The sequence below is a fragment of the Pseudomonas sp. AC239 genome, assembly GCF_979258545.1.
This window is the reverse complement of sequence record NZ_OZ409864.1, coordinates 1,091,753-1,118,243: the sequence shown is the minus strand read 5'-3', so window position 1 is coordinate 1,118,243 and position 26,491 is coordinate 1,091,753. Positions and strand designations below refer to the sequence as shown.

Here is a 26,491-nt window from a genome sequence, read left to right as displayed (position 1 = left end):
TACAAGCTACAAGCTTGAAGCTAGAGGCTTTTCGCTTGTGGCTGTTTTTACAGGGTCGGCGTGGACCAGTACCTCGGCTTTGGGATAAGCCTTGTGTATTGCCGCCGCTGCTTGATCGCTGATGCCATGGGCGACTGACAGGGTCAGTTCGCCCGGCAATTCCAGGTGCAATTGCACAAACCAGTGGTTGCCGGATATTCGCGTGCGCAGGTCATGTGCACCGAGCACGCCGGGGACGCTGCAGGCCAGTTCGAGCATGTGCTGGCTGACATCGGTCGGCAGTTCCTCGTCCATAAGCACCGAAAAACTTTCCCGGGCGATCTGGATCGCGCTCCAGAAAATGTACGCGGCGATCCCCAGGCCGAACCACGCGTCCAGTTGCGCAAAACCCATTCCCGCCAATACCAGCGCGATGAGGATGCTGCCGTTGAGCAGCAGGTCCGAACGGTAATGCAACGAGTCGGCGCGTACCGCGTTGGAGCCGGTCTGCTTGATCACTCGATGCTGCAACATCAGCAGCGCCGCCGTCAGCAACAGCGAAAATACGATCACGCCGATGCTCAGCCACGGCGCGCCAAGCGGCTCCGGCGTATGCAAGCGTTGGTAGGCCTGAAACGCGATCAACACCGCGCTGCCACCGATGAACAACGCCTGCGCCATGCCCGCCAGCGATTCGGCTTTGCCGTGGCCATAACGGTGATCGTCATCCGCCGGGCGCAAGGCGTAGTGCACTGCCAGCAGATTGAGCATCGAGGTGACGCCGTCCAGCGCCGAGTCGGTGAGGCCGGCGAGCATGCTCACCGATCCACTGAGCCACCAGGCAATCGCCTTGGCGACGATCAGCGTGCAGGCGACGGCCACCGAGGCGCGGGTCGCCAGTCGCAGCAGGCGGGCGTGTTCGGGGCTGGAGGTCATTGATCGTCCTTATTCAAGCGGCGGGTTGCAGGCCGAACATCGCCAGTTGCTGAGTGCTGCCCTTGTGCTGGATCAAGCGTGGATCGTCGAGGGGAAAGTCTCTTCCCAGCTCGCTCTCAAGAATCGCCTGCAACTTGTGATTGTCGACCTGTCCATCCGGGCCGATGGCTTGCTTGAGCTTGGCCGGATCGATCTGCGCGGTGTGGCCCGGTTCGAAATAGATCGCGCCAGTGGCGAAGTCGACAGCAAACGCGATCAGTCCGGGAATGATGTAGAACAGCAGGCCGACGGCATCGAGCACGGCAATCGCCGGGTCGATCTTGCCGTCGATCTGGCCACGGCGGTCCGGGTAGAAAATCGAACCGCACGCCGACAGTTGCGTGAGCAGAGTGGCAACCAGAACACCGCCGATCAGGCGAGAGGGTAAGCGCATGGAAATGTCTCCTGAGTCATCAAATAACGAAGCTTCGTCTTGTGAAGTTAAGACCCTGACGAACGCCCGGCAGTTCGCCGTTATACTCGGCCCTCTGTTTGGGAGCCAGCATGATTTCTTTGCCGATCGACGATGTTTTACCCGCCCTGCGTGAAGCCCTCGCGTCACGCCACGAAGCCGTGCTCGAAGCACCGCCCGGCGCCGGTAAAACCACCCGCGTGCCCTTGGCCTTGCTCAACGAAGCCTGGCTGGCCGGGCAGACCATCGTCATGCTCGAACCCCGACGTCTGGCTGCGCGGGCGGCGGCGGAGCGTTTGGCCAGCGAGCTCGGCGAGCAGGTCGGTGAAACCGTCGGCTATCGCATCCGCCTCGACAGCAAGGTCGGCCCGAAGACGCGTATCGAGGTGGTCACCGAAGGCATCCTCACCAGGCGCTTGCAGGACGACCCGGCGCTGGACGGTGTGGGCCTGCTGATCTTCGACGAATTTCATGAACGCAGTCTCGACGCCGATCTGGCGCTGGCGCTCAGTCTGAACGGTCGCGAGCTGTTTCGCGCTGAACAGCCGCTGAAGATTCTGCTGATGTCGGCCACCCTCGAAGGCGAGCGCCTGGCCGGCTTGCTCGATGACGCGCCGATCCTGCGCAGTGAAGGGCGCATGTACCCGGTGACGATGCGCTGGGGCCGGCCGTTCCAACCGGGTGAATACATCGACCAGCGCGTTACCCAAACCGTACTCGAAGCGCTGCACGACGAGACCGGCAGCCTGTTGGTGTTCCTGCCGGGACAGGCGGAGATCCGTCGCGTACATCAGCAACTGGTCGACGCAATCGGCGAGCGCAAAGACGTTCTGCTGTGCCCGTTGCACGGCGAACTCGAACTCAATGCGCAACGCGCGGCAATCGACCCGGCGCCGCCCGGTCAGCGCAAAGTGGTGCTGGCAACCAACATTGCCGAGACCAGCCTGACCATCAACGGCGTACGCGTGGTCATCGATGCCGGATTGGCGCGGGTGCCGCGTTTCGATCCGGGCAGCGGCATGACCCGCCTCGACACCCAACGCATCTCCAAGGCCAGCGCCACCCAGCGTGCCGGCCGCGCCGGGCGATTGGAGCCGGGCGTGTGTTATCGCTTGTGGTCACAGGATCAGCACGAACAACTGGCGGCTTATGGCAGCGCGGAAATTCTCTCGGCGGATCTGGCCAGCCTCGCTTTTCAACTCGGGCGCTGGGGCGTGACGCCGGGCGAACTGGTCTGGCTCGACGTGCCATCCGCCGCCGCGTATGCCCAAGCGCAGGATCTGCTGCAACGCCTCGGCGCCTTGCACGGCGACACGCTGACGGCCCACGGCCAGGCCATGGCCGAACTGCCGGCGCATCCGCGCATCGCGCATTTGCTGTTGCGCGGTCAGGCATTGGGGCTGGCGGCGATGGCCTGCGATGTGGCGGCGCTGCTCGGCGAGCGCGATATCCTGCGCGGCGCTGGCGCGGATCTGCACAGCCGGTTGGTCCTGCTTTCTGGCGAAGAACGTGCCGGTCGTGGCGCGCAGGGCGGGGTGCAACGCGCCCGGCAATTGGCTCGGCAGTATCGCGGCTACTTGCGTGGCAAGCCGAGCGAACCGGTAAACGATCCCGAGCATCCGCGCTGGCTCGGCGCGCTGCTGGCGCTGGCCTACCCGGATCGTGTCGCCCAGCAACGGCGTGCCGGTGGGGCCGAATACCGTTTGGCCAACGGTCGCGCGGCGCTGTTCGCTGAGGCCGATAGCCTGATGAAGCACGAGTGGATTGTTATTGCCGACCTCGGCAGCCGTCAGGGCCAGCGCGAAGAACGCATCTATCTGGCGGCGGATTTCGATCTGGCGCTGTTCGATTCGGTGCTCGCCGAGCAAGTGCGCAGCGTCGATCAACTCGATTGGGATGAACGCGAAGGCGTGCTGCGTGCCGAGCGCCAGCGTAAGGTCGGCGAGCTGATTCTGAGCCGCGAACCGTTGCCCGGTCTGGATGAAAACGCGCGCAGTCAGGCCCTGGTCAGTCTGGTGCGGCGCAAGGGTCTTGAGCTGTTGCCGTGGACGCCGGAACTGCGCCAGTGGCAGGCGCGGGTGGCGCTGTTGCGTCAGCTCGATCTGAACACTCAGGACGACAGCCAATGGCCGGATGTCAGCGATGCGGCATTGTTGAATACCCTGGAAGACTGGCTGATGCCGTATCTGGGCAAGGTCTCGCGGCTCAGCCATTTCGCCAGCCTCGACCTGTCGAGCATCGTGCGTAATCTGCTGCCGTGGCCGCTGCCGCAGAAGCTCGACGAACTGGCGCCGCATCATTTGAGCGTGCCGTCGGGGTCATCGATTCGTCTGGATTACAGCGAACATCCACCGATTCTCGCGGTGCGTTTGCAAGAGCTGTTTGGTCTGGCCGATACGCCACGGATTGCCGGTGGCCGGCAAGTGGTCAAGCTGCATCTGCTGTCGCCGGCGCGGCGGCCGGTGCAGGTCACGCAGGACCTGGCCAACTTCTGGCGCAGCACCTATGCCGAGGTGAAGAAGGATCTCAAGGGGCGCTATCCGAAGCACTATTGGCCGGACGATCCCTTGGTCGCCGAAGCCACGGCGCGGGCGAAACCACGCGGCACCTGACCCGCAATGGCTGCGCGCCATTAGCCCATCCGTGCTAATTGCCCTTGGTTGTTCCGGCTCGCAAAATCGCCGCCTGAACAATAACAGCCTTGTTGCCTGGCAACTTGCGCCCAAGGAACGGAACTGCCCATGACCACTTTTTTCAAGCTCAAGAAGTTGATCTTCTTGTCGGCTGCGCTATTGGCCGCCTCCAGTTCGGCCATGGCCGAAGAGCCCGATCCGATTGGCGACTGGTGGATTATCTACGGCAACGGCGTGCCCCAGAAAAACATCATGTACGTCGCCGATGCGACGTCGGTGGTGCCTTCGCAGAAAACCAAAGGCGCAACCATGGTCGCGGTGACTCTGGTTTATGAAGAGCCGGGCAAACCGATGATCGACGTCTATAACCTCGAAGCCCAATGCTCTACGGGCAAGGTGCGTTTTATCAATGGCCAGTCCATTGAGCGTCTCGCCTACACCATGCGTCATCTCAAAGTTGCCAACCAATGGCAGGCGCCGAAAGAGTTCTGGGTCCAGCAAGCGCTGAAGTTTGCCTGTGCGCCGGGCAGTCGCGCGAAAAACGACATGGCCGCCGTGGGCAAGATGGAATACCTGCAAATGATCGAGATGCTGCAGCAGATGTTCTTCAAGCTCGCGCCGATTCAGCAAAAGAGCCAGATGATGGACAACATCGACAGCCTGCTCGAACTGAAGAAATAAGCCGGAGCATCCAATGACTACCACACGTTTATGGCTGGCAACCCTGCTGGCAGGATGGCTGTTGAGCGGCTGCTCGACCATTGCGCAGAGCCGCTGGGAAGGCCGTGATATGCAGGAGGCACTGGACCTGTTCGGCACGCCCGATTCGATGAAAAAAGAAATCGGCCCAAATGGCGAACCCTTGGCCGTGCTGACTTGGTACAAGTCCTCGAGCTGGACCACCACCGAAGCGGCTGGCACTTCGATGAACCATACCGGCAATGGCATGGTGTACACCGAGCATTACCAGCAGGTCGGGCACAGCTCAAACTGCAAGTTGCAGGCGAAGGTCAATCAGCAGAAGAAAATCGCCCAGTTTCTGATCGAAGACGGGCGAATCCTGCATGGCAAATGCACCAACGTTCGCTATGTTCCCGGCTACGTTCCGCCCGGCCTGTGAGGGCTACAGCGATTACGGCGCAGCGGGCAACAGGAACCGCGCAATCACCGGCAAGTGATCGGAGATGCGCAAGGTATCGTCCTGCCGCACCTGCGCTTGCACACGTTTGAGCTTGGGGCTGTAGAACAGATAATCGACGGTGCGATCCGGGCCATTGAGGCCGGGGTCGTTGGGGTAATGGGTCAGCCATTTGGCTCGATCGATACCGCCGGCCTCGTTGTTGGTCGGGATCATCGGGTACTTGTCCCACAGCAGATGCAGTTCGCTGTCGGCAGAGTAGGGCGTGCGGCGCTCGACCGGCAGGCGTCGATACTGGCCCAGCGGCAGCAGATTGAAATCGCCACCGATCAGCCACGGCAGGCCCTGGCTTTCATATTTGTCGAGGACTTTGGCCACGGCAGCCACTTGCGCCTGCACGTTGCCGTCGGCTTGGCTGGCGCGCTGCAAGTGGGTGTTGAACACGGTCAGTTGTCCGCCATCGCTGAGCGGCAGTTTGACGGCGAGCAAAGCGTCTTTGGGCTGGAACTGGCGGCTGATGAAGTTGCTCGGTGCGACGGGCAGTTGCAGGCGCTCGGCGTGTTCGATGCGATAGCGGCTCAACGTGGCCAACTGGCGGCCGACGCTGCCGTAGATGTGTGGCTCAGGGACGAAATCGGCTTTCCAGTCGAACGCGCTGGTGCTGCATGGATACAGATCGGCGACGCGTTCCTGTAACAGTTTGAGCTGGTTCTGGTAATCGCTGGCCTTGGCGCCGTCATCGAGCTCCTGCAACAGCACCACATCGGGTTGTTCGTCACGAATCACCCGCGCTACTTCGTCGAGGCTGAACGCCATGTCTTCGGCAGTCGGCGCTTCATCGTCGCCTTCGGCCAGATCATTCCAGAATACGTAGCGCTTGCCGGCGAGGAACTGCACGTTCCATGTCATGACTTTCAGCGCTTGCCCGGGCACCAGCGTCGGCGCGGTAGCGCCGCAACTGACCGGCAGGGTTTCGCGAGCGTCGGGGCGCCAGGTCAGGCTGAACAGCAGTACGCCGAACAGGACGACGGCGAGAATGACGAGGAGCAGGGTGTAGCGCAGCAGACGGGTCATGGCTCGGCTTATAGCGTTACAGAAAGTGGCCCCGAGCATACCTGACGGCAGCGGCGAAGCCCAAGCGCGGCGCGGTCAGACCGCTCCGTTACGTTTGTCAGGCAATTCGCTGATCAGCATGAACAGGCGGAACAGCACCACACTGGTGAACAGTTGCAGGAAGCTGTGAGCGCTGTCGATCAGCCCGGCGATCAGCGGATTCTGCGGCTCGGGATAGACCGCCAGCGTCGCGCCCTTGAGCAGCCACAGCGGCGTCATCACACAGAGAATGCACAGCAGAATGCGCCAGAAATGCCCACGGGTCAGACGCAGGCTTTCCTTCATCGCCTGCAACGGGCCGAGGCCGCGCAGGACCAGCAGGTACTCGGCGAAGGCCAGCATGACCATCAGCATCAGGCCCGGCAGGAAGTAGAGCGACAGGCCGAGCAGAATCAGCAAGGTATTGAGCGCGGTGAGCACGGCGAAGCGCGGCCACAGGGTGGCGGCCATCGCCAACAGGTCGCGGTTGCGCGGCGCCTCGCCACGGCTGCGCGCATCGAGAAACAGGATCAGTGCGGCGGTGTACAGCGGATACACCAGCAGACCGACGATGATGCTGACGCCGGCAAAGGTGTCCGGCCCGGTGGCGTGATCAACTGCCTGCTGCAAGAAGGCTTCGACAATCACCAGCGGCAGGCACAGCTGCACGATGCTGCCCAGATGGCGTTTGAAAAAATACAAAGAGTCGCGCAGTACTTCGAGGGCATTCATCAGTCGGTATCGCAGGTCGAAAACAGTGGCTCACTTTAACCGATGCAACGCGGGGCGACACAAACGTAAACATTCGGTAAAGGCCATTGAAACGTTTTGTCACTGTCTCCATTACAGGAGAGCACCGCGCTCAGAGTGGGCACGGGCACGTTATTACCGGCAATCTACGAGGTCGCCATGAACAGCGAAGAGCAAACCCTGATCGATGGACTGTTTTCCCGGCTGCAACAGGCCGAAACGGAGGCAGCCCCGCGCGACGCCCAGGCCGAGGCGCGGATCAAGGAACACCTGACGCGCCAACCGGCGGCAGGCTATTTCATGACCCAGGCGATTCTGGTGCAAGAGGCCGCGCTGAAAAGCCTCGACGAGCAGAACAAGCAGCTGACCCAGCAAGTCCAGCGTCTACAGGCCGAACTGCAATCGGCCAAGGCCCAAGGCGGCGCACCGGCATCCAGCGGTGGCGGCGGTTTCCTGTCGAGCATTTTTGGCGGCGGCAATTCGCGTCCGGCGCCGAGCCAAAGCGCAGCGCCATCGTCCACCGGCGGCTGGCGTGAACCGGCGCCACAGCAGAGCTACCAGGCTCCGGGACCGCAACAGAGCTTCGGCGCCGCGCCGCCCAACTATGCGCAGCAGGCAGCCCCGGCGGCGGGCCCCAGCTTCCTCGGCGGCGCGCTGAAAACCGCCGCAGGCGTGGCCGGTGGTGTGATGCTCGCGCAGGGCATCAGCAGCCTGTTCCATCACAACCAAGCACCTGAAGAAATCGTCGAGATCATCAAGGAAGAACCGGCGCAGGTCGCCGACCAAAGCAACAATGGCTGGGGCGATGATCAGCGCGTGGCGGACAACGGTTTTTCTGGCAATGACCAGGGCGGTTTCAGCGACGCCGATTACAGCAGCGACAATTCGTCGTTTTTTGATGACGACGACTCCTTTGTCTGACATCGCCTCTGAAGGCTGACATAAACACTGTGGCGAGGGGATTCATCCCCGTTGGGCTGCGCAGCAGTCCTCGCTTTAATTGGAAAAAGCGGGGCTGCTGCGCAGCCCAGCGGGGATAAATCCCCTCGCCACAACACCGTTTGTCAGGGACACCTCGGCGTCAGCCGGTGATTATTCGCTGAATCTTTCTCTTGGCTGGCATACTGAGCGCCTTTTTCGGGCCTGATCGCCTGACCACGCTTCGTGCGCTTGCGCGCTCACAGGAACTCCGGTGAAAAAAATCGCAGTGTTCGCCGATGTGCAGAACCTCTACTACACCGTGCGTCAGGCCTATGGTTGCCACTTCAACTACGCCGCACTGTGGGCGGACATCAGCAAGAACGGGCAGATCGTCGAGGCCTACGCGTACGCAATCGACCGTGGCGACAGCAAGCAGCAGCAGTTTCAGCAGATCCTGCGCAACCTTGGTTTCACGGTGAAGCTCAAGCCCTACATCCAGCGCAGCGACGGCTCGGCCAAGGGCGACTGGGACGTGGGCATTACCCTGGACATCATGGACGCTGCCGACCATGTCGACGAAGTGGTGCTGGCCTCCGGTGACGGCGATTTCGACATGCTGCTCGAACGCATCATCAACAAGCACGGCGTGCAAGCAGTGGCCTACGGCGTCCCTGGCCTGACCGCCAACTCGCTGATCCGCGCCGCCAGCCGTTACGTGCCGATCGAAGGCGCGCTGTTGCTCAAGAGCTGAGCTGAACAATAGATTTGAACGGAGTACACCCCGGTTTGGAACGCATTGCAGTTATCGACTTTGAAACCACCGGCCTGTCGCCGAACAGCAGCTGCCGCGCCACGGAAATCGCCGTGGTCATGCTGGAAAACGGCCGCATCGTCGAGCGTTACCAGAGCCTCATGAACGCCGGCGTGCGCGTCCCGGCGTTCATCGAACAACTGACCGGAATCAGCAACGCCATGCTGCGCACCGCGCCGCCGGCCGAGCGGGTGATGGAGGAGGTCAACGAATTCGTCGGCTGCACGCCGTTGCTGGCGCACAACGCCTCGTTCGACCAGAAGTTCTGGGATTTCGAACTGGGCCGGATCAAACGCACACGCTTGCAGAATTTCGCCTGTTCGCTGCTGCTGTCGCGGCGCCTGATGCCGGCTGCGCCGAATCACAAGCTCGGCACGCTCACCACTTTCGCGCAGCTACCGCATACCGGCCAGGCTCACCGGGCCATGGCCGATGCCGAGATGGCGGCCAATCTGATGGCGCATCTGGCGCAAGAATTGCGGGGCAAGCATGGGGTGCGCGAGTTGAATCACGACCTGCTGTGCAAATTGCAGAAAGTCCCTGCCGCGAAAGTGGGCGAGCATTTGCAGCGTTATCGCTGATGTCGGGCACCACACAGTAACCTTGTAGGAGTGAGCCTGCTCGCGATGACGGAGCATCAGTCGATGGAGATGTTAACTGCCACTCCGCCATCGCGAGCAGGCTCACTCCTACACTGGATCGGTGGTGATCCGAATTATTTACCGTTGCCTTCGATGTGTCCCAACGGCACACGCTTTTCGACTGCGCTTGAAAGCACAATCGACGTCTTGCTGAATCCGAACTTCGCCACCCGATCGATCAACTCTTCCAGCTCCGGCATCGAGGCCACCGCCGCTTGCATGATCACGCACGGGTCGCCGGTGACCCGATGGCATTCGGTGATCTGCGGGATTTTGATCAGTTCATCGTAGGCCTTCTGGTTGCCATGCTGGTTCAGGCGCAGTTCGATCACGCACTGGATCGGCAGGCCGATTTTCGCCATATCGATTTTTGCTTGATAACCGGTGATCACCCCGGCCGCTTCCAGTTTGGCCACGCGCTCGGCGACGGCAGGGGCGGAGAGGTTAACCTTGCGCGCCAGATCAGCGTAAGACGCGCGGCCGTTGTCCAGAAGTGCGCCGAGCAGCATGCGGTCATATTTGTCCAAGGCGAACTCCTGAAATGGCCAGACTTTCGAAATCGCGGCTTAACCCGGCGATCTCCGTGTTTTCCAAAGTGTAGCGGCGCGAAAAACAGGTTTTGTAACTTATTTTTGCGCGGCAGCCTTTCTAGAATAACCCGTCCATAGAAATCTGACTGTCGAGCTGCCCATGCCTGCCTTGCGCCGTTTTTCGCTGCCGTTGATCGCTGCGTTTTTTGCGTTGTATGTGATTTGGGGATCGACCTATCTGGTGATTCGCATCGGCGTCGAATACTGGCCGCCGCTGTTGCTGGCCGGGGTGCGCTTCGTCATTGCCGGCAGCTTGATGTACGCCTGGCTGCGCTGGCGTGGGGCTCCGGCGCCGACCTGGGCGCAATGGAAAGCGGCGGGGCTGGTCGGCATTCTGCTGCTCAGTTTTGGTAATGGCGCTGTGAGCGTGGCGGAGCACACCGGCGTGGCGTCAGGTGTCGCTGCGCTGGCGGTGGCGACGGTGCCACTGTTCACCTTGTTGTTCGGTTACTTCTGGGGCGCACGCAATACGCGGCTGGAATGGGCCGGTGTGGCGCTGGGGATCATCGGCATCGCCATGCTCAATATGGGTTCCAACCTGCAATCGAGCCCGCTCGGTGCGATGTTGCTGATCTTCGCGGCGGCGAGCTGGGCGTTCGGCTCGGTGTGGAGCAAATACCTGCCATTGCCGGCGGGAGCGATGGCCAGTGCGGTGGAAATGCTGGTTGGCGGCGTGGTTTTGTTGACCGGCAGTGCGCTGAGTGGCGAGCACCTGCAAGCCATGCCGCCGCTCGAAGGCTGGCTGGCGCTGGCCTATCTGATTTTCTTCGGCTCGATCATCGCCTTCAATTCCTACATGTATCTGCTCAAACACGTGCGCCCAGCGGCAGCGACCAGTTATGCCTACGTCAACCCGGCAGTGGCGGTGTTGCTCGGCGTGGTGTTTGTCGGCGAGACCATCGGCATCGAAGAAGCGCTGGCGATGCTGGTGATCATCAGCGCCGTGCTGCTGATCAGCCTGCCGCAGTGGCGTCGACCGCCGCAGCTTCCGGTCGAAGAGGCGAAAGCCGTTCCGACGGAAGCGCGTACGAATTAGGGTAAACTGCGCGGCATTGCATCCCCGCGTCATTTTTTCCTACGGTACTCCCATGACTTTCGCCTCCCTTGGCCTGATCGAACCCTTGCTGCGCTCCCTCGAGACGCTCGGCTACCAGACCCCGACGCCGGTGCAGGCGCAAGCCATTCCGGCGGTGCTGGCCGGTCGCGACCTGATGGCAGCGGCCCAGACCGGCACCGGTAAAACTGCCGGTTTCGCCTTGCCGCTGTTGCAGCTGCTGGCCATGGAAGGGCCGAAAGTCACCGCCAATTCGGCGCGTGCGCTGATTCTGGTACCGACCCGCGAGCTGGCCGAGCAGGTCCATGAAGCCGTGCGCCAGTACGCAGAAAACCTGCCATTGCGCACTTATGCGGTGTACGGCGGAGTCAGCATCAACCCGCAGATGATGAAGCTGCGCGGCGGCGTCGATGTGCTGGTCGCCACACCCGGTCGCTTGATCGACCTGTTCCGCCAGAACGCGCTGAAACTCAATCAGCTGCAAACGCTGGTGCTGGATGAAGCCGACCGTATGCTCGACTTGGGCTTCTCGGAAGAACTGGCGAACATTTACCGCATGCTGCCGAAAAAACGCCAGACCCTGCTGTTCTCCGCGACTTTCTCCGATGACATCCGCCTGCTCGCCGGGCAGATGCTCAACGATCCTTTGAGCGTCGAAGTCAGCCCGCGCAACGTCGCTGCCAACACGGTCAAGCAGTGGATCGTCACCGTGGACAAAAAGCGCAAGGCCGAACTGTTCGTGCATTTGATGCGCAAGAACAAGTGGAAGCAGGTGCTGGTGTTCGCCAAGACCCGCAACGGCGTCGATGCGCTGGTGGAAAAACTTCAGGGCCTCGGTGTGAATGCTGACGGCATCCATGGCGACAAACCCCAGGCTACGCGCCAGCGCGCGCTGGACCGTTTCAAGCTCAGTGAAGTGCAGATTCTGGTGGCGACCGACGTCGCCGCCCGTGGTCTGGACATCGAGGACCTGCCGCTGGTGGTCAACTTCGACCTGCCGATCGTGGCCGAGGATTACATTCACCGCATCGGTCGCACTGGCCGCGCGGGTGCCACCGGTGAGGCGATTTCGCTGGTGTGTGCCGATGAAGTGAATATGCTCTCGGCGATCGAAATGCTCACGCGGCAGACCTTGAAGCGCCAGAACGAGCCGGATTTCGAACCCGAGCACCGCGTGCCGGACACCGATGCCAGCGGTCAGGTGATCAAGAAGCCGAAAAAACCGAAGAAGCCGAAAGCCTCGGGTGGTGGCGGTGGTAAACGCAATTTGGGCAAGTGGGTCGACAGCGGCGAGACCTCGGCACCGGAGCCATCGATCAAACCGGTACGCAAAGTGCCGGTGTTCAATACTGGACCGCGTAAGCGCAAGCCCTGAAAGCAGCTTCGAGCGTCCAACTGCAAGCTGCAAGTTAGAAGCGCTTTGCTTTGGCTTGCAGCTTGCGGCTCAGAACTGGCGGCTGCTTTTCAGCCACTGCACGATTCCCAGCCCTGCCGCGCGCCCGCTGGCGAAACACCCGGTCAGCAAGTAGCCGCCCGTCGGCGCTTCCCAATCAAGCATCTCGCCGGCGCAAAACACCCCCGGCAACGCCTTGAGCATCAAGCGCTCATCCATCGCCTCGAACCTCACGCCTCCGGCGCTGCTGATCGCTTCGTCCAGCGGACGGGTTTTCACCAAGGTCAGCGGCAATGCCTTGATCGCTCGCGCCAAGCGAGCCGGATCAGCAAACGTTTCGGCATCGGTCAGCTCACGCAACAACGCTGCTTTCACCCCGTCAATCCCGACCTGACTGTGCAGATGCTTGGCCATTGAGCGCGAGCCGCGCGGTTTGCTCAGCGCCGCCTGCAATTTATCCACAGGCCGGCCGGGTAGCAGGTCGATGTGGATAACCACTGCGCCGTAGCGATTGATCGCCTCGCGTATCGGCGCCGATAGCGCATAGATCAGGCTGCCTTCAATGCCGGTCGCGGTGATCACGCATTCGCCCAGACGCGGGATATCGTCGTTCAGGCCGATGGCGATGTTTTTCAGCGGCGCGCCGGCGAATTTGCTCACTATCAGCTCGCTCCAGGCCTGCACCTCGAAGCCGCAGTTGCTCGGCTGCAGCGGCGCCAGATCCACGCCGCGCTGCTCCAGGGGCAACATCCACGCGCCATCCGAGCCCAGGCGCGACCAACTGCCGCCGCCGAGTGCCAGCAGGGTGGCGTCGGGGTTTACGCTGATTTCGCCTTCTGGGCTGGCGATGCGCAATGCCCCATTTGCGTCCCAGCCGAGCCAGCGATGGCGGGTGTGGATAACTACGCCGCTGTCGCGCAGGCGCTTGAGCCAGGCGCGCAACAGTGGGGCGGCTTTCATGTCGGTGGGGAATACGCGGCCGGAACTGCCGATGAAGGTTTCGATGCCCAGATCGTGAATCCACTGGCACAGCGCATCGGCATCGAACGCGCGCAGCAGCGGGGCGATGTGCGATGCGCGCTCAGCGTAGCGGGAGAGGAACGCCGGGTAGGCTTCGGAGTGGGTGATGTTCATGCCGCCGACACCGGCCAGGAGGAATTTGCGCCCGACCGAGGGCATGCCGTCATACACGTCGACGCGGATTCCGGCCTGGCTCAGCACTTCGGCGGCCATCAGGCCGGCGGGGCCACCGCCGATAATGGCGACGTGGGTGTTGGCGGGAGCGGAATTCTGGGTCATGGGCGTGCGCTGCGGTATGGCGGGACAAGGCGCGCATTCTAACAGCGCTGAACCCTGTGGGAGACCCCATGTGGGAGCGAGCCTGCTCGCGAACGCGGTCTGTCAGTCAATTAGATATTGTGGGTGCTAAAGCTTTCGCGAGCAGGCTCGCTCCCACAGGGACGGCGGTGTATTTCGGCGCTGGTTAAAAAATAAACACTGCGCTGTACGCCACGCCTAGCATGGCCTGCAGTCCCTTTCGCTCAGGTTATCCACAGGCAGTTCCACAGCGATTGTGGGTAACGCAGCACGTTTCAGTGACAACCGTGTGAATCCCATACTCGTTGCGCGCTGTGATGGAGGATGCCGTGGCGGCGGGCGAGGGCGTGGCGGTCCTTGCTGTAGCCGCCGCCGATCACCCCGACCACCGGGATGTCGCGGCCCAGGCAATGGCGCATCACCCGTTCATCGCGCTCGGCTACGCCCTCGTCGGTCAGTTGCAGATAACCGAGGGCATCGTCCTTGTGCACATCGACGCCGGCGTCGTAGAGCACCAGATCCGGTTGATACAACGGCAACAGGTAGTTGAGCGTGTCATCCACCACCTGCAGATAATCGGCATCGCCCATGCCCTTGGGCAGTGGAATGTCCCAGTCACTTTCGGCTTTGCGCGCGGGAAAATTCTTTTCGCAGTGCAGGGAAACGGTAATCGCCTCCGGCGTGTCGTGCAGAATCCGCGCGGTGCCGTCGCCCTGATGCACGTCGCAATCGAAAATCAGCACGCGATTGACCCGGCCGCTCTGCAACAGGTACTGGCTGATGATCGCCAGGTCATTGAAGATGCAGAACCCGGCGGGGTAATCGTAGTGAGCGTGATGGGTGCCGCCGGCCAAGTGACAGGCCAGGCCATGCTCAAGGGCTTTCTCTGCCGCCAGGATCGAGCCGCCCACCGCGCGCACGGTGCGTCGCGCCAGCGCCTCGTTCCACGGCAGGCCGAGGCGCCGTTGGTCTTCGCGAGACAACTCGCCGCTCATGTAGCGTTCGATATAGCTGCGGTCATGGGCGAGGGCGAGGATGTCGTTAGGGCAGATCTGCGGGCGCAGCAGATCGGCGTCGCGGGTCAGGCCGCTGTCGACCAGGTGATCGCGCAGCAGACGAAACTTGTCCATGGGAAAGCGGTGATCCGCGGGAAACTCGGGGCTGTAGTCTTCGTGATAGATCAACGGCAAGGGCATGGCTTGTTTCGCGCAGAACCAGGAAAAGAATGAACGATCCTACCAGCGATGTAGACTCAACGGCATGGAAATGGAGGGGACGATGGAGCCGATACTGGAGCTGCAAAGCGCGCGGTTGTTGATGCGTCAGTGGCAGGACGAGGATTTGCCGGCATTCGCCGCGATGTGCGCCGATCCGCAGGTGATGCGCTACTTTCCGGCACCGCTGACCCGGCTCGAAAGCGCCGCGCTGATCGGCCGCGTGCGCGGGCATTTTGCCGAGCACGGCTTTGGCCTGTGGGCGCTGGAGCGCAAGGACACGGGCGAATTCATCGGTTTCACCGGGTTGGGCGTGGTCGGCTTCGATGCGCCGTTTACCCCGGCGGTGGAGATCGGCTGGCGTCTGGCCAAGGAACATTGGGGCCTGGGTTACGCCAGTGAAGCGGCGTGGACCGCTCTGCGCGCGGGTTTCGACCAGTTGAAACTGGCGGAAATCGTCTCGTTTACCGCCGAGCAGAACGCGCAGTCGGAGAAGGTCATGCAGGCGATCGGCATGCATCACGACCCGCAGGATGATTTCGATCACCCCAAGCTTGCGCTCGATCACCCGTTGCGCCGCCATGTTCTGTATCGCATCAGCCGCGAACAATGGCTGCAAACCTTGCATGAATAAGCCGACACGGACGTTTACAATGGCCGCCATCGTATTTGGCCCGTGCCAGAACCTGAATCGTCCGCCGCAGTCAAGACTGCGCGGCCATTGCTTTGTGTGAGGAGAGTCTGAATGAGCCAAGTGCTGGAAGATCTGGTCGATCTGCTGACCCTGGAGCCGATCGAAGAAAACCTGTTCCGCGGCCGCAGCCAGGATCTGGGGTTCCGCCAGTTGTTCGGCGGTCAGGTGCTCGGCCAGTCGCTGTCGGCGGCCAGTCAGACGGTGGAAGAGGCGCGCCATGTGCATTCGCTGCACGGTTATTTCCTGCGCCCGGGCGATGCCAAGTTGCCGGTGGTCTATTCGGTTGATCGCGTGCGTGATGGCGGCAGCTTCAGCACTCGCCGCGTGACGGCGATCCAGAAGGGCCACCCGATCTTCACGTGCAGCGCTTCGTTCCAGTACGACGAGCAAGGTTTCGAACATCAGGGCCAGATGCCCGTGGTGGTCGGTCCGGAAAATCTGCCGTCCGAACTGGAACTGACCCAGCAGCGTGCGCACCTGATTCCCGAGCACATGCGGGAAAAACTGCTGTGCCCGAAACCGATCGAAGTACGCCCGGTCACCGAAAAGGACCCGTACAACCCACAACCGGCCGATCCGGTGAAATATGTGTGGTTCCGTGCCGACGGCGCCCTGGCCGACATTCCTGCGCTGCACAAATACCTGCTGGCGTACGCCTCGGACTTCGGTCTGCTGACCACGTCGATGCTGCCCCACGGCAAGTCGGTCTGGCAGAAAGACATGCAGGTCGCCAGCCTCGATCACGCGCTGTGGTTCCACAATGATCTGCGCGCCGATGACTGGTTGCTCTATGCGATGGACAGCCCGTGGGCCGGCAACTCCCGTGGTTTTTCCCGTGGCAGCGTGTTCAACCGTGCCGGGCAACTGGTCGCTTCGGTGACGCAGGAAGGCCTGATCCGCCATCGCAAGGACTGGGCATGAGCCTGACCGAGGTTCGTCATTGGGTGTTCGACATGGACGGCACGCTGACCGTCGCCGTGCATGACTTTGCGGCGATTCGCGTGGCCTTGGCGATTCCTCCGGAGGACGACATCCTCACCCATCTCGCGGCATTGCCAGCGGATGAAGCAGCGGCCAAGCATGCCTGGTTGCTGGAACATGAACGCGATCTGGCGTTGGGATCGACGCCGGCCGCCGGTGCGGTGGAACTGGTGCGTGACCTGCATGCGCGCGGTTACCGCCTGGGCATTCTCACGCGCAATGCGCGGGAACTGGCGCACGTGACGCTGGAGGCGATCGGTCTGGCCGACTGCTTCGCGGTCGAGGATGTGCTGGGCCGCGACGAAGCGCCGCCAAAGCCGCATCCCGGCGGTTTGCTGAAACTGGCCGAGGCCTGGCAAGTGCCGGCCGGCGACATGGTGATGGTCGGCGATTACCGCTTTGATCTGGATTGCGGCCGAGCAGCTGGGGCGCGGACGGTGTTGGTGAACCTGCCGGATAACCCGTGGCCGGAGTTGACCGATTGGCATGCACGGGATTGCGTTGAGTTGCGGCGGATGCTGTAGGGCTGAGATGGTTGTTGTCTGACCGGACGCCTTCGCGAGCAGGCTCGCTCCCACAGGGGAATGCATTCCAACTGTGGCAGTTATTCCAAATGTGGGAGCGAGCCTGCTCGCGAAGGGGCCGGTGGATTCAGCAAAAAACTCACTGATCAAACAAAGCCTTCTGCCCCTCCGCCGAAGTCAGCATTCCATCCCCGTCATGCCCAACCCCGGGCACTTCAATCAGCCGCTGATTGACCCCCTCAGGATGGCGACGCAGCAAATAACCGAAATACAGCTTCCCGCGCATCAACCGGTAAGCCCCTTGCGCCTCGGCCGCGCAGCTCTTGTCCAGCGCCGGATGTTCCGGGTCGACGTCCTGCTGCCCGAGCAGATAAATCACCTCGCGTTTGACGTAAGCGCTCTCGACCTGCAACGGCGTTTGCCCGCCGGCATACACCGGCATGTCCGCCAGCCCGTACTTCCAGCGATTGAAACCCGGGCATTGCGCGTGATCGAACGCCACTGGCCGCTGCTCGTTGAAGTACGCATAGGACGAAGGATTGGACACCACATAGCGCAAGCGAATGCCGTTGGCCTTGAGCGCCGGCTGATCCTTGGCCAGCAAGGCGTAACGCTGCACCACCTGGCCCCCGCCGGAGTGACCGAAGATCACGATCTGCTTCACGTCCGGAAACTGTTTGCGATCGCTGACCCGCGCGACGATTTCATCCAGCGCCGCGTAGGAGCTCAGCGGACTTGGCCCGGTGGACAAGCCGCCGCCCATCCACTCGTTGCCCTGCCAGCGCAGTACCGTTGGTGGCAGGGAATACAGGGTGACGTCGCTTTCATTGAGAAACTGCGGAGCGATCACCAGCGTGTGCGCGGTCTGCCCGGCGAGTTCGGCGGCGCTTTCTGCGCTTTTGCGATAAGTCTCGGCGTTGCGCAAGCGACCGTGGATGACGATCAGCACACGCTCGATCTTCTCCGGTGCCGGGCCGATGCCCACTGCCATTTCCCCGGCCTTGAGTTGCAGGCGACCGGGGCTGATCGCATCGACGCCGGCCGCTTGCGCGGTGCCGGCGATGAACAGTAACGCCACAAGCCATTTATGCATTTACAGGGTTTTCGCCGCGAAGGTGTCGCACTGGCTTACCTGGCCTTGCGCGAATCCGGTTTTGAACCAGCGCACCCTTTGCGCTGACGTACCGTGGGTAAACGAGTCTGGGACCACACGGCCCTGACCCTGTTGCTGCAAGCGATCATCGCCGATGGCGTTGGCGGCGTTCAAGGCTTCCTCGATGTCGCCCGGTTCCAGCCAGTTCAGGCGTTTCTGCGCGTTATACGCCCAGACGCCGGCGAGACAGTCGGCCTGCAATTCCTGGCGAACCAGCAAGCCGCCGTCGCCCTCCATCTGCCGGCCTTGCTGACGCGCCGCCTGCATCTTCGCCGAGACGCCCAGCAGCGTCTGCACATGGTGGCCGACTTCGTGCGCAATCACGTAAGCCTGAGCGAAATCGCCAGCGGCTTTGAAGCGCTGCGACATTTCCTGAAAGAAGGCCATGTCCAGATAGACCTTCTGGTCGGCCGGGCAGTAGAAGGGGCCGGTGGCAGAAGTGGCCATGCCGCACGCGGAGTTCACTCGATTGCTGAACAGCACCAGTGTCGGGTCTTTGTATTGGCGTCCGGCCTGCTGGAAGATCGGACCCCAAGTGTCTTCGGTGTCGCCGAGGATCGAACGGACAAATTCAGCCTGTTCATCATTGGCCGGCGGCGCCTGACGGGTCTGCGAGGTGGGCGCCGGTTGCTCCATCTGCCCGGTCAACTGGCCGAGGATCTGCATCGGGTCCTGGCCGGTGAGCCAGCCGATGCCGACGATCAGCACGATGGCGGTCAGGCTCAGGCCCTTGCCGCCACCGAAGCGCATGCCGCCACCGCCGGCATCATCACCCCGGGCGTCGACGACGTTGTCACTGCGTCGGCCTTTTTTCCATAGCATGTGGGAATCCTCTTTTATTGCCGGTGATGAATCTGCTGGTGATGAGTGTTGCCGCTGTGTGAGTGTGGCGCCAGTCCGGTCGTCCGTCCATGCACACGCGCCCACATGGTGCGGGCCTGGTATTGACGGTCGAGCGGGCCGTGAATTCAATCCCGAGTGGAATTTCTTCCGTCGAATTCATGAACCCGCTGTTTCGACGGCAGTCTGTGATGTTGCACACTGGCCGGGCGCCGAAGTGGCGGGAATCTTGCGTCACGGTTTTGCTCAACGGCGGTTTCCCGGCGAAGAAGAGTGCAACCTGTGCGGTTGCTGAAAGCTCAGCCGACTATGATTGCCACAACGATTGCCGCCAGCGCGAACGCTCGCCCGGATTTTTTTCAGAGATTGCCAATGACCGTCAGCACCCCGCTCTCCGGTGTCAACCAGCCCTTCAAGGGGATCCTGCTGATTGTCGTGGCGACGTTCCTGTTTTCCAGCCACGACGCGTTGTCGAAATACCTCTCCGGTTTTTATCCGATCGTGATGGTGGTGTGGGCGCGCTATGTGGTGCACACCTTGTTGATGGCGGGGATTTTCCTGCCGCAGTCCGGCTTGCGTGTGCTGCGCACCAAAAAACCGTTATGGCAGCTCGCCCGTGCCCTGTGCCTGCTCGGCACCAGCCTGTTTTTCACCACGGCGCTGCTGTACATCCCGCTGGCCGAAGCCACGGCGGTCAACTTTCTCGCACCGGTATTGGTCACGGCATTGTCGGTGCCGCTGCTCAAGGAACGCGTGACGCGCGGGCAGTGGATTGCGGTGATCTGCGGCTTCATCGGCGTGCTGATCATCGTCCACCCGGGCGGCGAGCTATTCACCCCGGCGATCCTGCTGCCGTTCTGCTCGGCGCTGTTCTTCTGCTTCTACCAACTGCTGACGCGCAAGCTCGCCGAAGTGGACAGCCCGACCACCAGCAACTTCTTTGCCGGGCTGTGCAATACCCTGGTGATGAGCGCGCTGGTGCCGTTCTTCTGGCAAGTGCCGACGTGGACTCACGCCGCGCTGATGCTGGCGCTGGGCAGTTGCGGGATGACGGCGCATCTGTTCCTGACCCAGGCCTTCCGTCACGCCGCACCAGCCTTGCTGGCGCCGTTCGGCTATTGCCAGATTGTCTTTGCCGGGTTGTTGGGCTGGCTGCTGTTCAATCACACCCCGAGCGGGTTGACGGTGATTGGTATCGCAGTGATCTGTTGCAGCGGATTGGCGGCGGCTTGGCAGCAGAGCCGGCGCTGATCAGCAAACGCCTTGGGCCTTTGGGAGAACCTGTGGGAGCGAGCTTGCTCGCGAAAGCGGTGTGCCCGTCAGCCTGTTAGTTGGCTGACTTGACGCCTTCGCGAGCGAGCTCGCTCCCACAGGGTTGATGTGTGTAGCGGGATTATTCGCTGACAGTCGGAATCTTGCGCGGTGCCATGAAGTACATCCACGTCAGTGCGAGGAAGTACATCGCCGGGATCAGCGTGAACAGCACTGTGTAGTTGTTGTTGGTGACGGTGAGGATGTGGCCGACGATCTGGGTCATGAACATCCCGCCGATCGCCGCGCACATGCCGCCGAAGCCGAACACTGTGCTCATCATGTGCTTGGGCGTGTAGTCCATCACCAGGCTCCAGATGTTCGCAGTCCAGGCCTGATGCGCGCCGATCGCCAGCGAGATCGCCGCCACCGCCACCCACAGATTCGCCGAGCCGGCAGCCATGACCACGCCGATGATGCAGCAGGCAAACAGCAACATCGACAGCAGCCGCGCCTTGATCGAGTTCATGCCGCGACCGATCAGGAACGAGGACAGAATCCCGCCGCCGACACTGCCAAAGTCAGCCGTGACGTAGATGATGATCAGCGGAATACCCATCTGCGTCACGTTGATGCCGAGGTTGTATTGCTGATTGAGAAACGGCGGCAGCCAGTACAGATAGAACCAGAACACCGGCGCGGTCAGCGAGTAGGCGAGGGCGAAGGCCCAGGTGCCGCGCATGCGCAGGATCTTGCTGAACGGCACGCGGGCCTGTTCCGGTTCGACTTGCTGCTGGATGTAATCGAGCTCCGACTGTTTCACCGTCGGGTGATCTTCCGGATTGAAGTACTTCAGGCCCCAGAACAACAGCCAGATGCCGCCGAGTGCCGCCATGCACAGGAACGCCGCTTGCCAGCCCCACACATGCAGGACCAGTGGCAGCAGCATCGGCGTGAACATCGCGCCGACGTTGGTGCCGGCGTTGAAGATGCCGGTAGCGACAGCGCGTTCACCGGCCGGGAACCACAGGCGCGTGGTCTTCACGCAGGCCGGATAGTTGGCCGCTTCCGTCAGACCGAGGATAAAGCGGCAGACCATGAAGCCGACCGCTGAGGTCGCCAGGCCATGGGCGCCGGTCGCCAGGCTCCAGAGCAGCACGGCGCAGAAGAACACGCGCTTGACGCCGACCCGGTCGATCAGCCGTCCCTGCAGGACAAAACCGATCGCGTAGCCGACCTGAAACCAGAAGTTGATGTTGGCGTAGTCCATCGCCGTCCAGCTCATTTCCTTGGCGAGGATCGGCTGCATGACGCCGAGGGCGGCGCGGTCGATGTAGTTGAGGGTGGTGGCAAAAAACACCAGCGCCAGCATGCCCCAGCGGGTCTTGCCGACGGCCATGGCGCCGCGGATCTTGTCGCCAATGCCACCCGTGGCAGTGCTCATGGCCGGAGCCATGCGGGAAGTCTGTGAAGGAATCATGTGTTCCACCCGTTTTTGGATTTGTTATTTGGTGTTCTTTTCTGTCGAACACCTTGCCCGGTGGTTAGTGGCCGGACTCGATGTGCAACCGATGTTGGGCAGTGAACAAAAAATCGTCAATTCGCCAAATCGCCTTAGTGTTCGATAATCGCACGCAAAACTAACCGGGTAGTACACTTTAAATTGCTGCGCGCAGGGATGCAGCCAATAATTTGCTCATCCTATAAAAGCGGCGCGGCTCACGCGGCCGCCGTCTCCAAACGGGAGTTGAAACATGCAGCGTTCCATTGCCACCGTTTCCTTGAGCGGCACCCTGCCGGAAAAACTCGAAGCCATTGCCGCCGCCGGGTTTGACGGCGTGGAGATTTTCGAAAACGACCTCCTGTACTACGACGGCAGTCCGCGTGAAATCAAACAGATGTGCGTCGATCTCGGCATCGCCATCACCCTGTTTCAGCCGTTCCGTGACTTCGAAGGCTGCCGCCGCGATCGCCTGGTGCGCAATCTCGAGCGCGCCGAGCGCAAATTCGATCTGATGCAGGAACTTGGCACCGACTTGGTGCTGGTCTGCAGCAACGCCTCGCCGGACAGTGTCGGCGATCAACAAATCCTCGTCGATGATTTGCGCCTGCTGGCCGAACGCGCCGGCGCCCGTGGCTTGCGCATCGGTTACGAAGCGCTGGCGTGGGGCCGTCACGTCAACACTTATCAACAGGTATGGGACATCGTCCGTCAGGCTGATCACCCCAACCTCGGCGTGCTGCTCGACAGCTTTCACACCCTGTCGCTGAAGGGCGATCCGAGTGCGATCGCCGATATCCCCGGCGACAAGATCTTCTTCGTGCAAATGGCCGACGCGCCGATCCTGGCCATGGATGTGCTGGAGTGGAGCCGGCATTTCTGCTGTTTCCCGGGGCAGGGCGAATTCGATCTGCCGGGTTTCCTCGCGCCGATCATCAAGAGTGGCTATACCGGGCCGCTGTCGCTGGAAATCTTCAACGACGGCTTCCGCGCCGCGCCCCCGCGAGCCAACGCCGCCGACGGTTTGCGCTCGCTGCTGTATCTGGAAGAGAAGACCCGTCAGCGTCTCGAGCAGGAAGCGACGCCGGTGGCCAACCGTGAAATTCTTTTCGAAACGCCGCCGGCCAGCGAATACAACGGCGTTGAATTTCTCGAATTTGCCGTCGACGAAGCGCTGGGCGCGAAGCTCAGTCACTGGCTGCAACGTCTCGGCTTTGCCAAGGCCGGGCAGCATCGCTCCAAGAGCGTCAGCCTGCTGCGTCAGGGCGATATCAACCTGATCCTCAACTCCGAGCCGTATTCGTTCGCCCACAGCTTTTTCGAAGCCCACGGCCCGTCGCTGTGCGCCACGGCCGTGCGGGTCAAGGACAGCGCCAGTGCGCTGGCCCGCGCCGTCGCTTACAAGGGGCAGCCCTATCGCGGGCTGGTCGGGCCGAATGAACTGGAACTGGCGGCGGTGCGCGCACCGGACGGCAGCCTGATTTATCTGGTCGATGAAGACGCCGACGTTTACGGCACCGATTTCAATCTGTTGCCCGACGTGCAGGCCGGCGGCGGCCTCAAGCGTATCGATCACATGGCCATGGCGTTGCCGGCCGACAGCCTCGACAGTTGGGTGCTGTTCTATAAAAGCCTGCTGGATTTCGAGGCCGACGATGAAGTGGTCTTGCCCGATCCGTACGGTCTAGTGAAGAGCCGCGCACTGCGCAGTCGCGACAGTTCGATCCGTTTGCCGCTGAACATTTCCGAGAACCGCAATACCGCCATTTCTCATGCGCTATCGAGTTATCGCGGCTCCGGTGTGCACCACATTGCCTTCGATTGTGACGACATCTTCGCCCAGGTCAGTCGCGCCAAAGAAGCCGGCGTGCCACTGCTCGACATCCCGCTGAACTATTACGACGACCTCGCGGCGCGCTTCGATTTCGACGATGAGTTCCTCAGCGAGCTGGCCTATTACAACGTCCTCTACGACCGTGATGCCCAGGGCGGCGAGTTGTTTCATGTTTACACCGAGCCGTTCGAGGGACGTTTCTTCTTCGAGATCATCCAGCGCAAGAACGGTTACGCCGGTTATGGCGCGGCCAACGTTGCCGTCAGGCTGGCGGCGATGGCTAAATCGCGCAGTGGCGCGGTGCGTCAGGCGAAGTTGTAGGGAATTCGTAAACGCGGGATCAAACACGGGCTGCGCGGCTTCCTTCACTGTCCCGCGCGGCCCATAATCGCCAGCTTGTGCAGTGATGGCCGTGAGCCCGCGATGACCATGAATTCAGAACTTTCCGCCGCTGCTGTCGAGTCCGACGCAGTGCCGCGCAAGAGTCGCAAGAACAACCCGGAAAAGACCCGCGAGAACATCCTGCAGGAGGCGATCGTCGAGTTCGTCCAGCAGGGCCTGTCCGGCGCCCGCGTCGACGCGATCGCCGAGCGCATTCACACCTCCAAGCGCATGATCTATTACTACTTCGGCAGCAAGGAGCAGTTGTACGTCGAGGTGCTGGAGAAACTTTACGGCGATATCCGCAGCACGGAAAACCGCCTGCATCTGGACGAATTGCCGCCCGAACTGGCGATCCGCCGACTGGTGGAATTCACCTTCGATCACCATGACCGCAACGTCGATTTCGTGCGCATCGTCAGCATCGAAAACATCCACAACGCCGAGTACGTAAAGCGTTCCGATGCGATCAAGGCGCTGAACAACACGATCCTCGATACCTTGGGCGGGATTCTGCAACGGGGGGCGGACGAGGGTGTGTTCCGGCGTGGCATCGATGCGCTGGACGTGCACCTGCTGATCAGTTCGTTCTGCTTCTATCGCGTGTCGAACCGCCACACGCTGGGGGAAATCTTCCAGATCGACCTGCCGGATGAAACCGTCAAACAGCGTCATCGCGAGATGATCTGCGAGTCGGTGTTGCGCTACCTGAAGGCCTGACTCGATGTCCCCTGTGGGAGCGAGCCTGCTCGCGAAAGCGGTGTGTCAGTCGCCATGTTCGTTGACTGACCCAACGCCTTCGCGAGCAGGCTCGCTCCCACAAGAGTTACCCTATTGTTCAGGCATTCATGCTCTGAAAATGCGCAAGCATGCGCTGCGCATCCGGCACCACGCCGCTGAACAGTTCAAAGGCCTTTACCGCCTGAAACACCGCCATGTTGCCGCCATCCAGCGTGCGGCAACCCAAGGCACGGGCATCGCGCAGCAGTTCGGTTTCCAGCGGGAAATACACAATCTCCGCGACCCACATTTCCCTGCGCAGCAACCCGGCCGGCACCGGTGAACCCGGCAGCTTGGCCATGCCCATCGGCGTGGTGTTGACCAGACCCTCGGCCTGCGCCAGTGCCCCGGGCAAATCCACTCCGGCCTGCGCGCGACTGGCGCCAAAATGCTGATTCAGATTGTTTGCCAGGCTCTCGGCGCGTTCGCGGTCGACATCAAAAATCGTCAGTTGCCGTACGCCTTCGCTGAGCAGTGCGTGGGCCACTGCCGCGCCTGCGCCGCCAGCGCCCATCTGGACGACACGTTCACGGGCTGCGTCCGTCAGACCCCGGCGAAAACCCTCGGCGAAACCGAGACAATCGGTGTTGTGGCCGACGCGCTTGCCGTCCTTCAGCACCACGGTGTTTACCGCGCCGATGCCCCGGGCTTCCGGCGACAATTCGTCGAGCAGCGGGATGACGGCCTGTTTGCACGGGAAGGTGATGTTCAGCCCGGTGTAATTCATCCGCTCCGCCGCTTGCAGCAAGTCGGGCAGAGCCGTGCTGTCGAGGCGCAATTGATCGAGGTCGATGAGCTGGTACAGATAACGCAGGCCCTGCGCATCACCTTCGTGCTCATGCAGTGCCGGCGTGCGTGAAGCCTGAATCCCGGCGCCGATCAGCCCGGCGAGTATCACCTTGGAACGCGACATGGTTCTTACCTCTGCAACCGCTGGCTGAAATGCTCCAGCGCCAGGCGATAGCCATGGCTGCCGAACCCGCACATCACCGCCGTGGCAATGCCGGAAACAAATGAATGATGACGGAACGGCTCACGGGCGTGGACGTTGGACAGGTGCACCTCGATCACCGGCAGTTCACTGGCCACCAAAGCATCGCGAATCGCCACCGACGTATGCGTCCACGCCGCCGGATTGATCACGATCCCGGCACAACGATCGCGCGCGGCGTGAATCCAGTCGAGCAGCTCGCCTTCATGATTGGTCTGGCGAAATTCCACAGACAGGTCGAACTCGTCAGCCGCGCGACCACACAACGCGGAAATATCCGCCAGGGTTTCATGACCATAAGTCGCCGGCTCACGCGTGCCAAGCAGGTTCAGGTTCGGGCCGTTAAGCACCAGAACGATAGGGGGCATGGGGTAACTCCACTTATTGTTTTTGGCATTGGCCGAGAGGTTCCGGCCTGTGGAGATAAAATGTACTAGATGGTTACATCGGTCAATTGGCGGGAAATGACCAAGGCGTTTTGTGTTCGGTGATCGCACAGGCGCGCAATCAGGCGAGCCGTGAGAACTTTGCTTACTCTTTTTCTGCTCCTGCCGCTGTTCCGGAACGGATGACCACGCGAGCCTTCGGCGCGCTATGACCCCGATGAAGACAAGGTGCTGCTGTCCTTGATCGGCAAGTTG

At 61.6% G+C, this 26,491-nt stretch carries 26 protein-coding genes; 14 read left to right on the top strand and 12 right to left on the bottom strand.

Translation table 11 applies throughout. The annotated features are described in order from the left end of the window. Positions 1-6: 6 nt before the first annotated feature. Positions 7-915 carry a cation diffusion facilitator family transporter gene (locus ACZ0AZ_RS05155; RefSeq protein WP_463537035.1) on the bottom strand — a complete coding sequence of 303 codons (909 nt, stop codon included), beginning with the start codon at positions 913-915 and terminating at the stop codon, positions 7-9. 13 nt (positions 916-928) lie between these two features. Continuing rightward, on the bottom strand, positions 929-1,348 hold the full coding sequence (locus ACZ0AZ_RS05150; protein WP_016773056.1) for a hypothetical protein: 420 nt from the start codon (positions 1,346-1,348) through the stop codon (positions 929-931). 110 nt (positions 1,349-1,458) lie between these two features. Here ACZ0AZ_RS05150 and hrpB point away from each other — a divergent pair, with 110 nt between their 5' ends. From hrpB to ACZ0AZ_RS05135, 3 genes are all read left to right on the top strand, one after another. Beyond that, a complete protein-coding gene (hrpB, locus tag ACZ0AZ_RS05145; protein ID WP_463537034.1) occupies positions 1,459-3,978 on the top strand; it encodes an ATP-dependent helicase HrpB in 2,520 nt (839 codons plus the stop codon). A 129-nt stretch (positions 3,979-4,107) separates the two neighbouring features. Then, a complete protein-coding gene (locus tag ACZ0AZ_RS05140) occupies positions 4,108-4,680 on the top strand; it encodes a hypothetical protein (protein WP_125918188.1) in 573 nt (190 codons plus the stop codon). A gap of 13 nt (positions 4,681-4,693) precedes the next feature. Then, positions 4,694-5,119, top strand: a complete 426-nt coding sequence (locus ACZ0AZ_RS05135; RefSeq protein ID WP_129999766.1) for a hypothetical protein — start codon at positions 4,694-4,696, stop codon at positions 5,117-5,119. A gap of 12 nt (positions 5,120-5,131) precedes the next feature. On the opposite strand, the gene ACZ0AZ_RS05130 is transcribed toward ACZ0AZ_RS05135, so the two are convergent. Next, positions 5,132-6,211, bottom strand: a complete 1,080-nt coding sequence (locus ACZ0AZ_RS05130; RefSeq protein WP_463537033.1) for an endonuclease/exonuclease/phosphatase family protein — start codon at positions 6,209-6,211, stop codon at positions 5,132-5,134. Positions 6,212-6,286: 75 nt separating this feature from the next. Beyond that, complete coding sequence (locus ACZ0AZ_RS05125) at positions 6,287-6,961, bottom strand: YciC family protein (protein WP_039761773.1); 675 nt, start codon at positions 6,959-6,961, stop codon at positions 6,287-6,289. 177 nt (positions 6,962-7,138) lie between these two features. Between ACZ0AZ_RS05125 and ACZ0AZ_RS05120 the strand changes: the two genes are divergently transcribed. From ACZ0AZ_RS05120 to ACZ0AZ_RS05110, 3 genes are all read left to right on the top strand, one after another. Further along, positions 7,139-7,900 (top strand): DUF2076 domain-containing protein, encoded by a 762-nt coding sequence (locus ACZ0AZ_RS05120; protein WP_463537032.1) that lies wholly within the window; start codon positions 7,139-7,141, stop codon positions 7,898-7,900. 271 nt (positions 7,901-8,171) lie between these two features. Then, positions 8,172-8,651 carry a LabA-like NYN domain-containing protein gene (locus ACZ0AZ_RS05115; protein WP_056790604.1) on the top strand — a complete coding sequence of 160 codons (480 nt, stop codon included), beginning with the start codon at positions 8,172-8,174 and terminating at the stop codon, positions 8,649-8,651. A gap of 35 nt (positions 8,652-8,686) precedes the next feature. Further along, positions 8,687-9,292, top strand: a complete 606-nt coding sequence (locus ACZ0AZ_RS05110; RefSeq protein WP_129999770.1) for a 3'-5' exonuclease — start codon at positions 8,687-8,689, stop codon at positions 9,290-9,292. Positions 9,293-9,426: 134 nt separating this feature from the next. Here ACZ0AZ_RS05110 and ACZ0AZ_RS05105 read toward each other — a convergent pair whose 3' ends face one another. Beyond that, the gene (locus ACZ0AZ_RS05105) at positions 9,427-9,879 is read right to left on the bottom strand and encodes an Lrp/AsnC family transcriptional regulator (protein WP_129999771.1); all 453 of its coding nucleotides are present in this window, start codon (positions 9,877-9,879) and stop codon (positions 9,427-9,429) included. Positions 9,880-10,042: 163 nt separating this feature from the next. Here ACZ0AZ_RS05105 and yedA point away from each other — a divergent pair, with 163 nt between their 5' ends. Continuing rightward, on the top strand, positions 10,043-10,978 hold the full coding sequence (gene yedA, locus ACZ0AZ_RS05100; protein WP_039761770.1) for a drug/metabolite exporter YedA: 936 nt from the start codon (positions 10,043-10,045) through the stop codon (positions 10,976-10,978). A 52-nt stretch (positions 10,979-11,030) separates the two neighbouring features. Beyond that, positions 11,031-12,371 carry a DEAD/DEAH box helicase gene (locus ACZ0AZ_RS05095; RefSeq protein ID WP_039761769.1) on the top strand — a complete coding sequence of 447 codons (1,341 nt, stop codon included), beginning with the start codon at positions 11,031-11,033 and terminating at the stop codon, positions 12,369-12,371. Positions 12,372-12,440: 69 nt separating this feature from the next. On the opposite strand, the gene ACZ0AZ_RS05090 is transcribed toward ACZ0AZ_RS05095, so the two are convergent. Further along, the gene (locus tag ACZ0AZ_RS05090) at positions 12,441-13,688 is read right to left on the bottom strand and encodes a TIGR03862 family flavoprotein (protein WP_463537031.1); all 1,248 of its coding nucleotides are present in this window, start codon (positions 13,686-13,688) and stop codon (positions 12,441-12,443) included. A gap of 293 nt (positions 13,689-13,981) precedes the next feature. Then, positions 13,982-14,902, bottom strand: a complete 921-nt coding sequence (locus ACZ0AZ_RS05085; protein WP_039761766.1) for a histone deacetylase family protein — start codon at positions 14,900-14,902, stop codon at positions 13,982-13,984. An 82-nt stretch (positions 14,903-14,984) separates the two neighbouring features. On the opposite strand from ACZ0AZ_RS05085, the gene ACZ0AZ_RS05080 reads away from it, so the two are divergent. From ACZ0AZ_RS05080 to ACZ0AZ_RS05070, 3 genes are all read left to right on the top strand, one after another. Continuing rightward, positions 14,985-15,554 (top strand): GNAT family N-acetyltransferase, encoded by a 570-nt coding sequence (locus ACZ0AZ_RS05080; protein ID WP_463537030.1) that lies wholly within the window; start codon positions 14,985-14,987, stop codon positions 15,552-15,554. Between the two features lie 111 nt (positions 15,555-15,665). Continuing rightward, positions 15,666-16,535: an acyl-CoA thioesterase II gene (tesB, locus tag ACZ0AZ_RS05075; protein WP_042610543.1), complete on the top strand. Its 870-nt coding sequence runs from the start codon at positions 15,666-15,668 to the stop codon at positions 16,533-16,535. Next, positions 16,532-17,119: an HAD family hydrolase gene (locus tag ACZ0AZ_RS05070; RefSeq protein WP_463537029.1), complete on the top strand. Its 588-nt coding sequence runs from the start codon at positions 16,532-16,534 to the stop codon at positions 17,117-17,119. The genes tesB and ACZ0AZ_RS05070 overlap by 4 nt, the downstream gene beginning before the upstream one ends. Before the next feature lie 139 nt (positions 17,120-17,258). Here the strand turns inward: ACZ0AZ_RS05070 and ACZ0AZ_RS05065 are convergent, their stop codons facing one another. Together ACZ0AZ_RS05065 and ypfJ are read right to left on the bottom strand one after the other, a co-directional pair. After that, a complete protein-coding gene (locus ACZ0AZ_RS05065; protein WP_463537028.1) occupies positions 17,259-18,212 on the bottom strand; it encodes an alpha/beta fold hydrolase in 954 nt (317 codons plus the stop codon). Further along, a complete protein-coding gene (gene ypfJ / locus ACZ0AZ_RS05060; RefSeq protein ID WP_039761760.1) occupies positions 18,213-19,094 on the bottom strand; it encodes a KPN_02809 family neutral zinc metallopeptidase in 882 nt (293 codons plus the stop codon). Positions 19,095-19,484: 390 nt separating this feature from the next. Here ypfJ and ACZ0AZ_RS05055 point away from each other — a divergent pair, with 390 nt between their 5' ends. Then, on the top strand, positions 19,485-20,363 hold the full coding sequence (locus ACZ0AZ_RS05055; RefSeq protein WP_016773077.1) for a DMT family transporter: 879 nt from the start codon (positions 19,485-19,487) through the stop codon (positions 20,361-20,363). Between the two features lie 142 nt (positions 20,364-20,505). Here ACZ0AZ_RS05055 and ACZ0AZ_RS05050 read toward each other — a convergent pair whose 3' ends face one another. Continuing rightward, on the bottom strand, positions 20,506-21,843 hold the full coding sequence (locus ACZ0AZ_RS05050) for an MFS transporter (RefSeq protein WP_129999776.1): 1,338 nt from the start codon (positions 21,841-21,843) through the stop codon (positions 20,506-20,508). 274 nt (positions 21,844-22,117) lie between these two features. On the opposite strand from ACZ0AZ_RS05050, the gene quiC reads away from it, so the two are divergent. Both quiC and ACZ0AZ_RS05040 read left to right on the top strand, forming a co-directional pair. Next, complete coding sequence (gene quiC, locus ACZ0AZ_RS05045; RefSeq protein WP_463537027.1) at positions 22,118-24,019, top strand: 3-dehydroshikimate dehydratase QuiC; 1,902 nt, start codon at positions 22,118-22,120, stop codon at positions 24,017-24,019. A gap of 102 nt (positions 24,020-24,121) precedes the next feature. After that, positions 24,122-24,799, top strand: coding sequence for a TetR/AcrR family transcriptional regulator (locus tag ACZ0AZ_RS05040; RefSeq protein WP_463537026.1), 678 nt, complete (start codon positions 24,122-24,124; stop codon positions 24,797-24,799). A 118-nt stretch (positions 24,800-24,917) separates the two neighbouring features. Here the strand turns inward: ACZ0AZ_RS05040 and ACZ0AZ_RS05035 are convergent, their stop codons facing one another. Together ACZ0AZ_RS05035 and aroQ are read right to left on the bottom strand one after the other, a co-directional pair. Beyond that, positions 24,918-25,772, bottom strand: a complete 855-nt coding sequence (locus ACZ0AZ_RS05035) for a shikimate dehydrogenase (protein ID WP_463537025.1) — start codon at positions 25,770-25,772, stop codon at positions 24,918-24,920. A 5-nt stretch (positions 25,773-25,777) separates the two neighbouring features. Beyond that, a complete protein-coding gene (gene aroQ / locus ACZ0AZ_RS05030; protein ID WP_463537024.1) occupies positions 25,778-26,218 on the bottom strand; it encodes a type II 3-dehydroquinate dehydratase in 441 nt (146 codons plus the stop codon). Positions 26,219-26,491: the final 273 nt, after the last annotated feature.

Excerpts from the sequence above, each read along its gene's own strand:
- ACZ0AZ_RS05155 (WP_463537035.1), bottom strand. The coding sequence starts at position 915 with ATGACCTCCAGCCCCGAACACGCCCGCCTGCTGCGACTGGCGACCCGC.
- ACZ0AZ_RS05150 (WP_016773056.1), bottom strand. The coding sequence starts at position 1,348 with ATGCGCTTACCCTCTCGCCTGATCGGCGGTGTTCTGGTTGCCACTCTG.
- hrpB (WP_463537034.1), top strand. The coding sequence starts at position 1,459 with ATGATTTCTTTGCCGATCGACGATGTTTTACCCGCCCTGCGTGAAGCC.
- ACZ0AZ_RS05140 (WP_125918188.1), top strand. The coding sequence starts at position 4,108 with ATGACCACTTTTTTCAAGCTCAAGAAGTTGATCTTCTTGTCGGCTGCG.
- ACZ0AZ_RS05135 (WP_129999766.1), top strand. The coding sequence starts at position 4,694 with ATGACTACCACACGTTTATGGCTGGCAACCCTGCTGGCAGGATGGCTG.
- ACZ0AZ_RS05130 (WP_463537033.1), bottom strand. The coding sequence starts at position 6,211 with ATGACCCGTCTGCTGCGCTACACCCTGCTCCTCGTCATTCTCGCCGTC.
- ACZ0AZ_RS05125 (WP_039761773.1), bottom strand. The coding sequence starts at position 6,961 with ATGAATGCCCTCGAAGTACTGCGCGACTCTTTGTATTTTTTCAAACGC.
- ACZ0AZ_RS05120 (WP_463537032.1), top strand. The coding sequence starts at position 7,139 with ATGAACAGCGAAGAGCAAACCCTGATCGATGGACTGTTTTCCCGGCTG.
- yedA (WP_039761770.1), top strand. The coding sequence starts at position 10,043 with ATGCCTGCCTTGCGCCGTTTTTCGCTGCCGTTGATCGCTGCGTTTTTT.
- ACZ0AZ_RS05095 (WP_039761769.1), top strand. The coding sequence starts at position 11,031 with ATGACTTTCGCCTCCCTTGGCCTGATCGAACCCTTGCTGCGCTCCCTC.
- ACZ0AZ_RS05090 (WP_463537031.1), bottom strand. The coding sequence starts at position 13,688 with ATGACCCAGAATTCCGCTCCCGCCAACACCCACGTCGCCATTATCGGC.
- ACZ0AZ_RS05085 (WP_039761766.1), bottom strand. The coding sequence starts at position 14,902 with ATGCCCTTGCCGTTGATCTATCACGAAGACTACAGCCCCGAGTTTCCC.
- ACZ0AZ_RS05080 (WP_463537030.1), top strand. The coding sequence starts at position 14,985 with ATGGAGCCGATACTGGAGCTGCAAAGCGCGCGGTTGTTGATGCGTCAG.
- tesB (WP_042610543.1), top strand. The coding sequence starts at position 15,666 with ATGAGCCAAGTGCTGGAAGATCTGGTCGATCTGCTGACCCTGGAGCCG.
- ACZ0AZ_RS05070 (WP_463537029.1), top strand. The coding sequence starts at position 16,532 with ATGAGCCTGACCGAGGTTCGTCATTGGGTGTTCGACATGGACGGCACG.
- ACZ0AZ_RS05065 (WP_463537028.1), bottom strand. The coding sequence starts at position 18,212 with ATGCATAAATGGCTTGTGGCGTTACTGTTCATCGCCGGCACCGCGCAA.
- ypfJ (WP_039761760.1), bottom strand. The coding sequence starts at position 19,094 with ATGCTATGGAAAAAAGGCCGACGCAGTGACAACGTCGTCGACGCCCGG.
- ACZ0AZ_RS05055 (WP_016773077.1), top strand. The coding sequence starts at position 19,485 with ATGACCGTCAGCACCCCGCTCTCCGGTGTCAACCAGCCCTTCAAGGGG.
- ACZ0AZ_RS05050 (WP_129999776.1), bottom strand. The coding sequence starts at position 21,843 with ATGATTCCTTCACAGACTTCCCGCATGGCTCCGGCCATGAGCACTGCC.
- quiC (WP_463537027.1), top strand. The coding sequence starts at position 22,118 with ATGCAGCGTTCCATTGCCACCGTTTCCTTGAGCGGCACCCTGCCGGAA.
- ACZ0AZ_RS05040 (WP_463537026.1), top strand. The coding sequence starts at position 24,122 with ATGACCATGAATTCAGAACTTTCCGCCGCTGCTGTCGAGTCCGACGCA.
- ACZ0AZ_RS05035 (WP_463537025.1), bottom strand. The coding sequence starts at position 25,772 with ATGTCGCGTTCCAAGGTGATACTCGCCGGGCTGATCGGCGCCGGGATT.
- aroQ (WP_463537024.1), bottom strand. The coding sequence starts at position 26,218 with ATGCCCCCTATCGTTCTGGTGCTTAACGGCCCGAACCTGAACCTGCTT.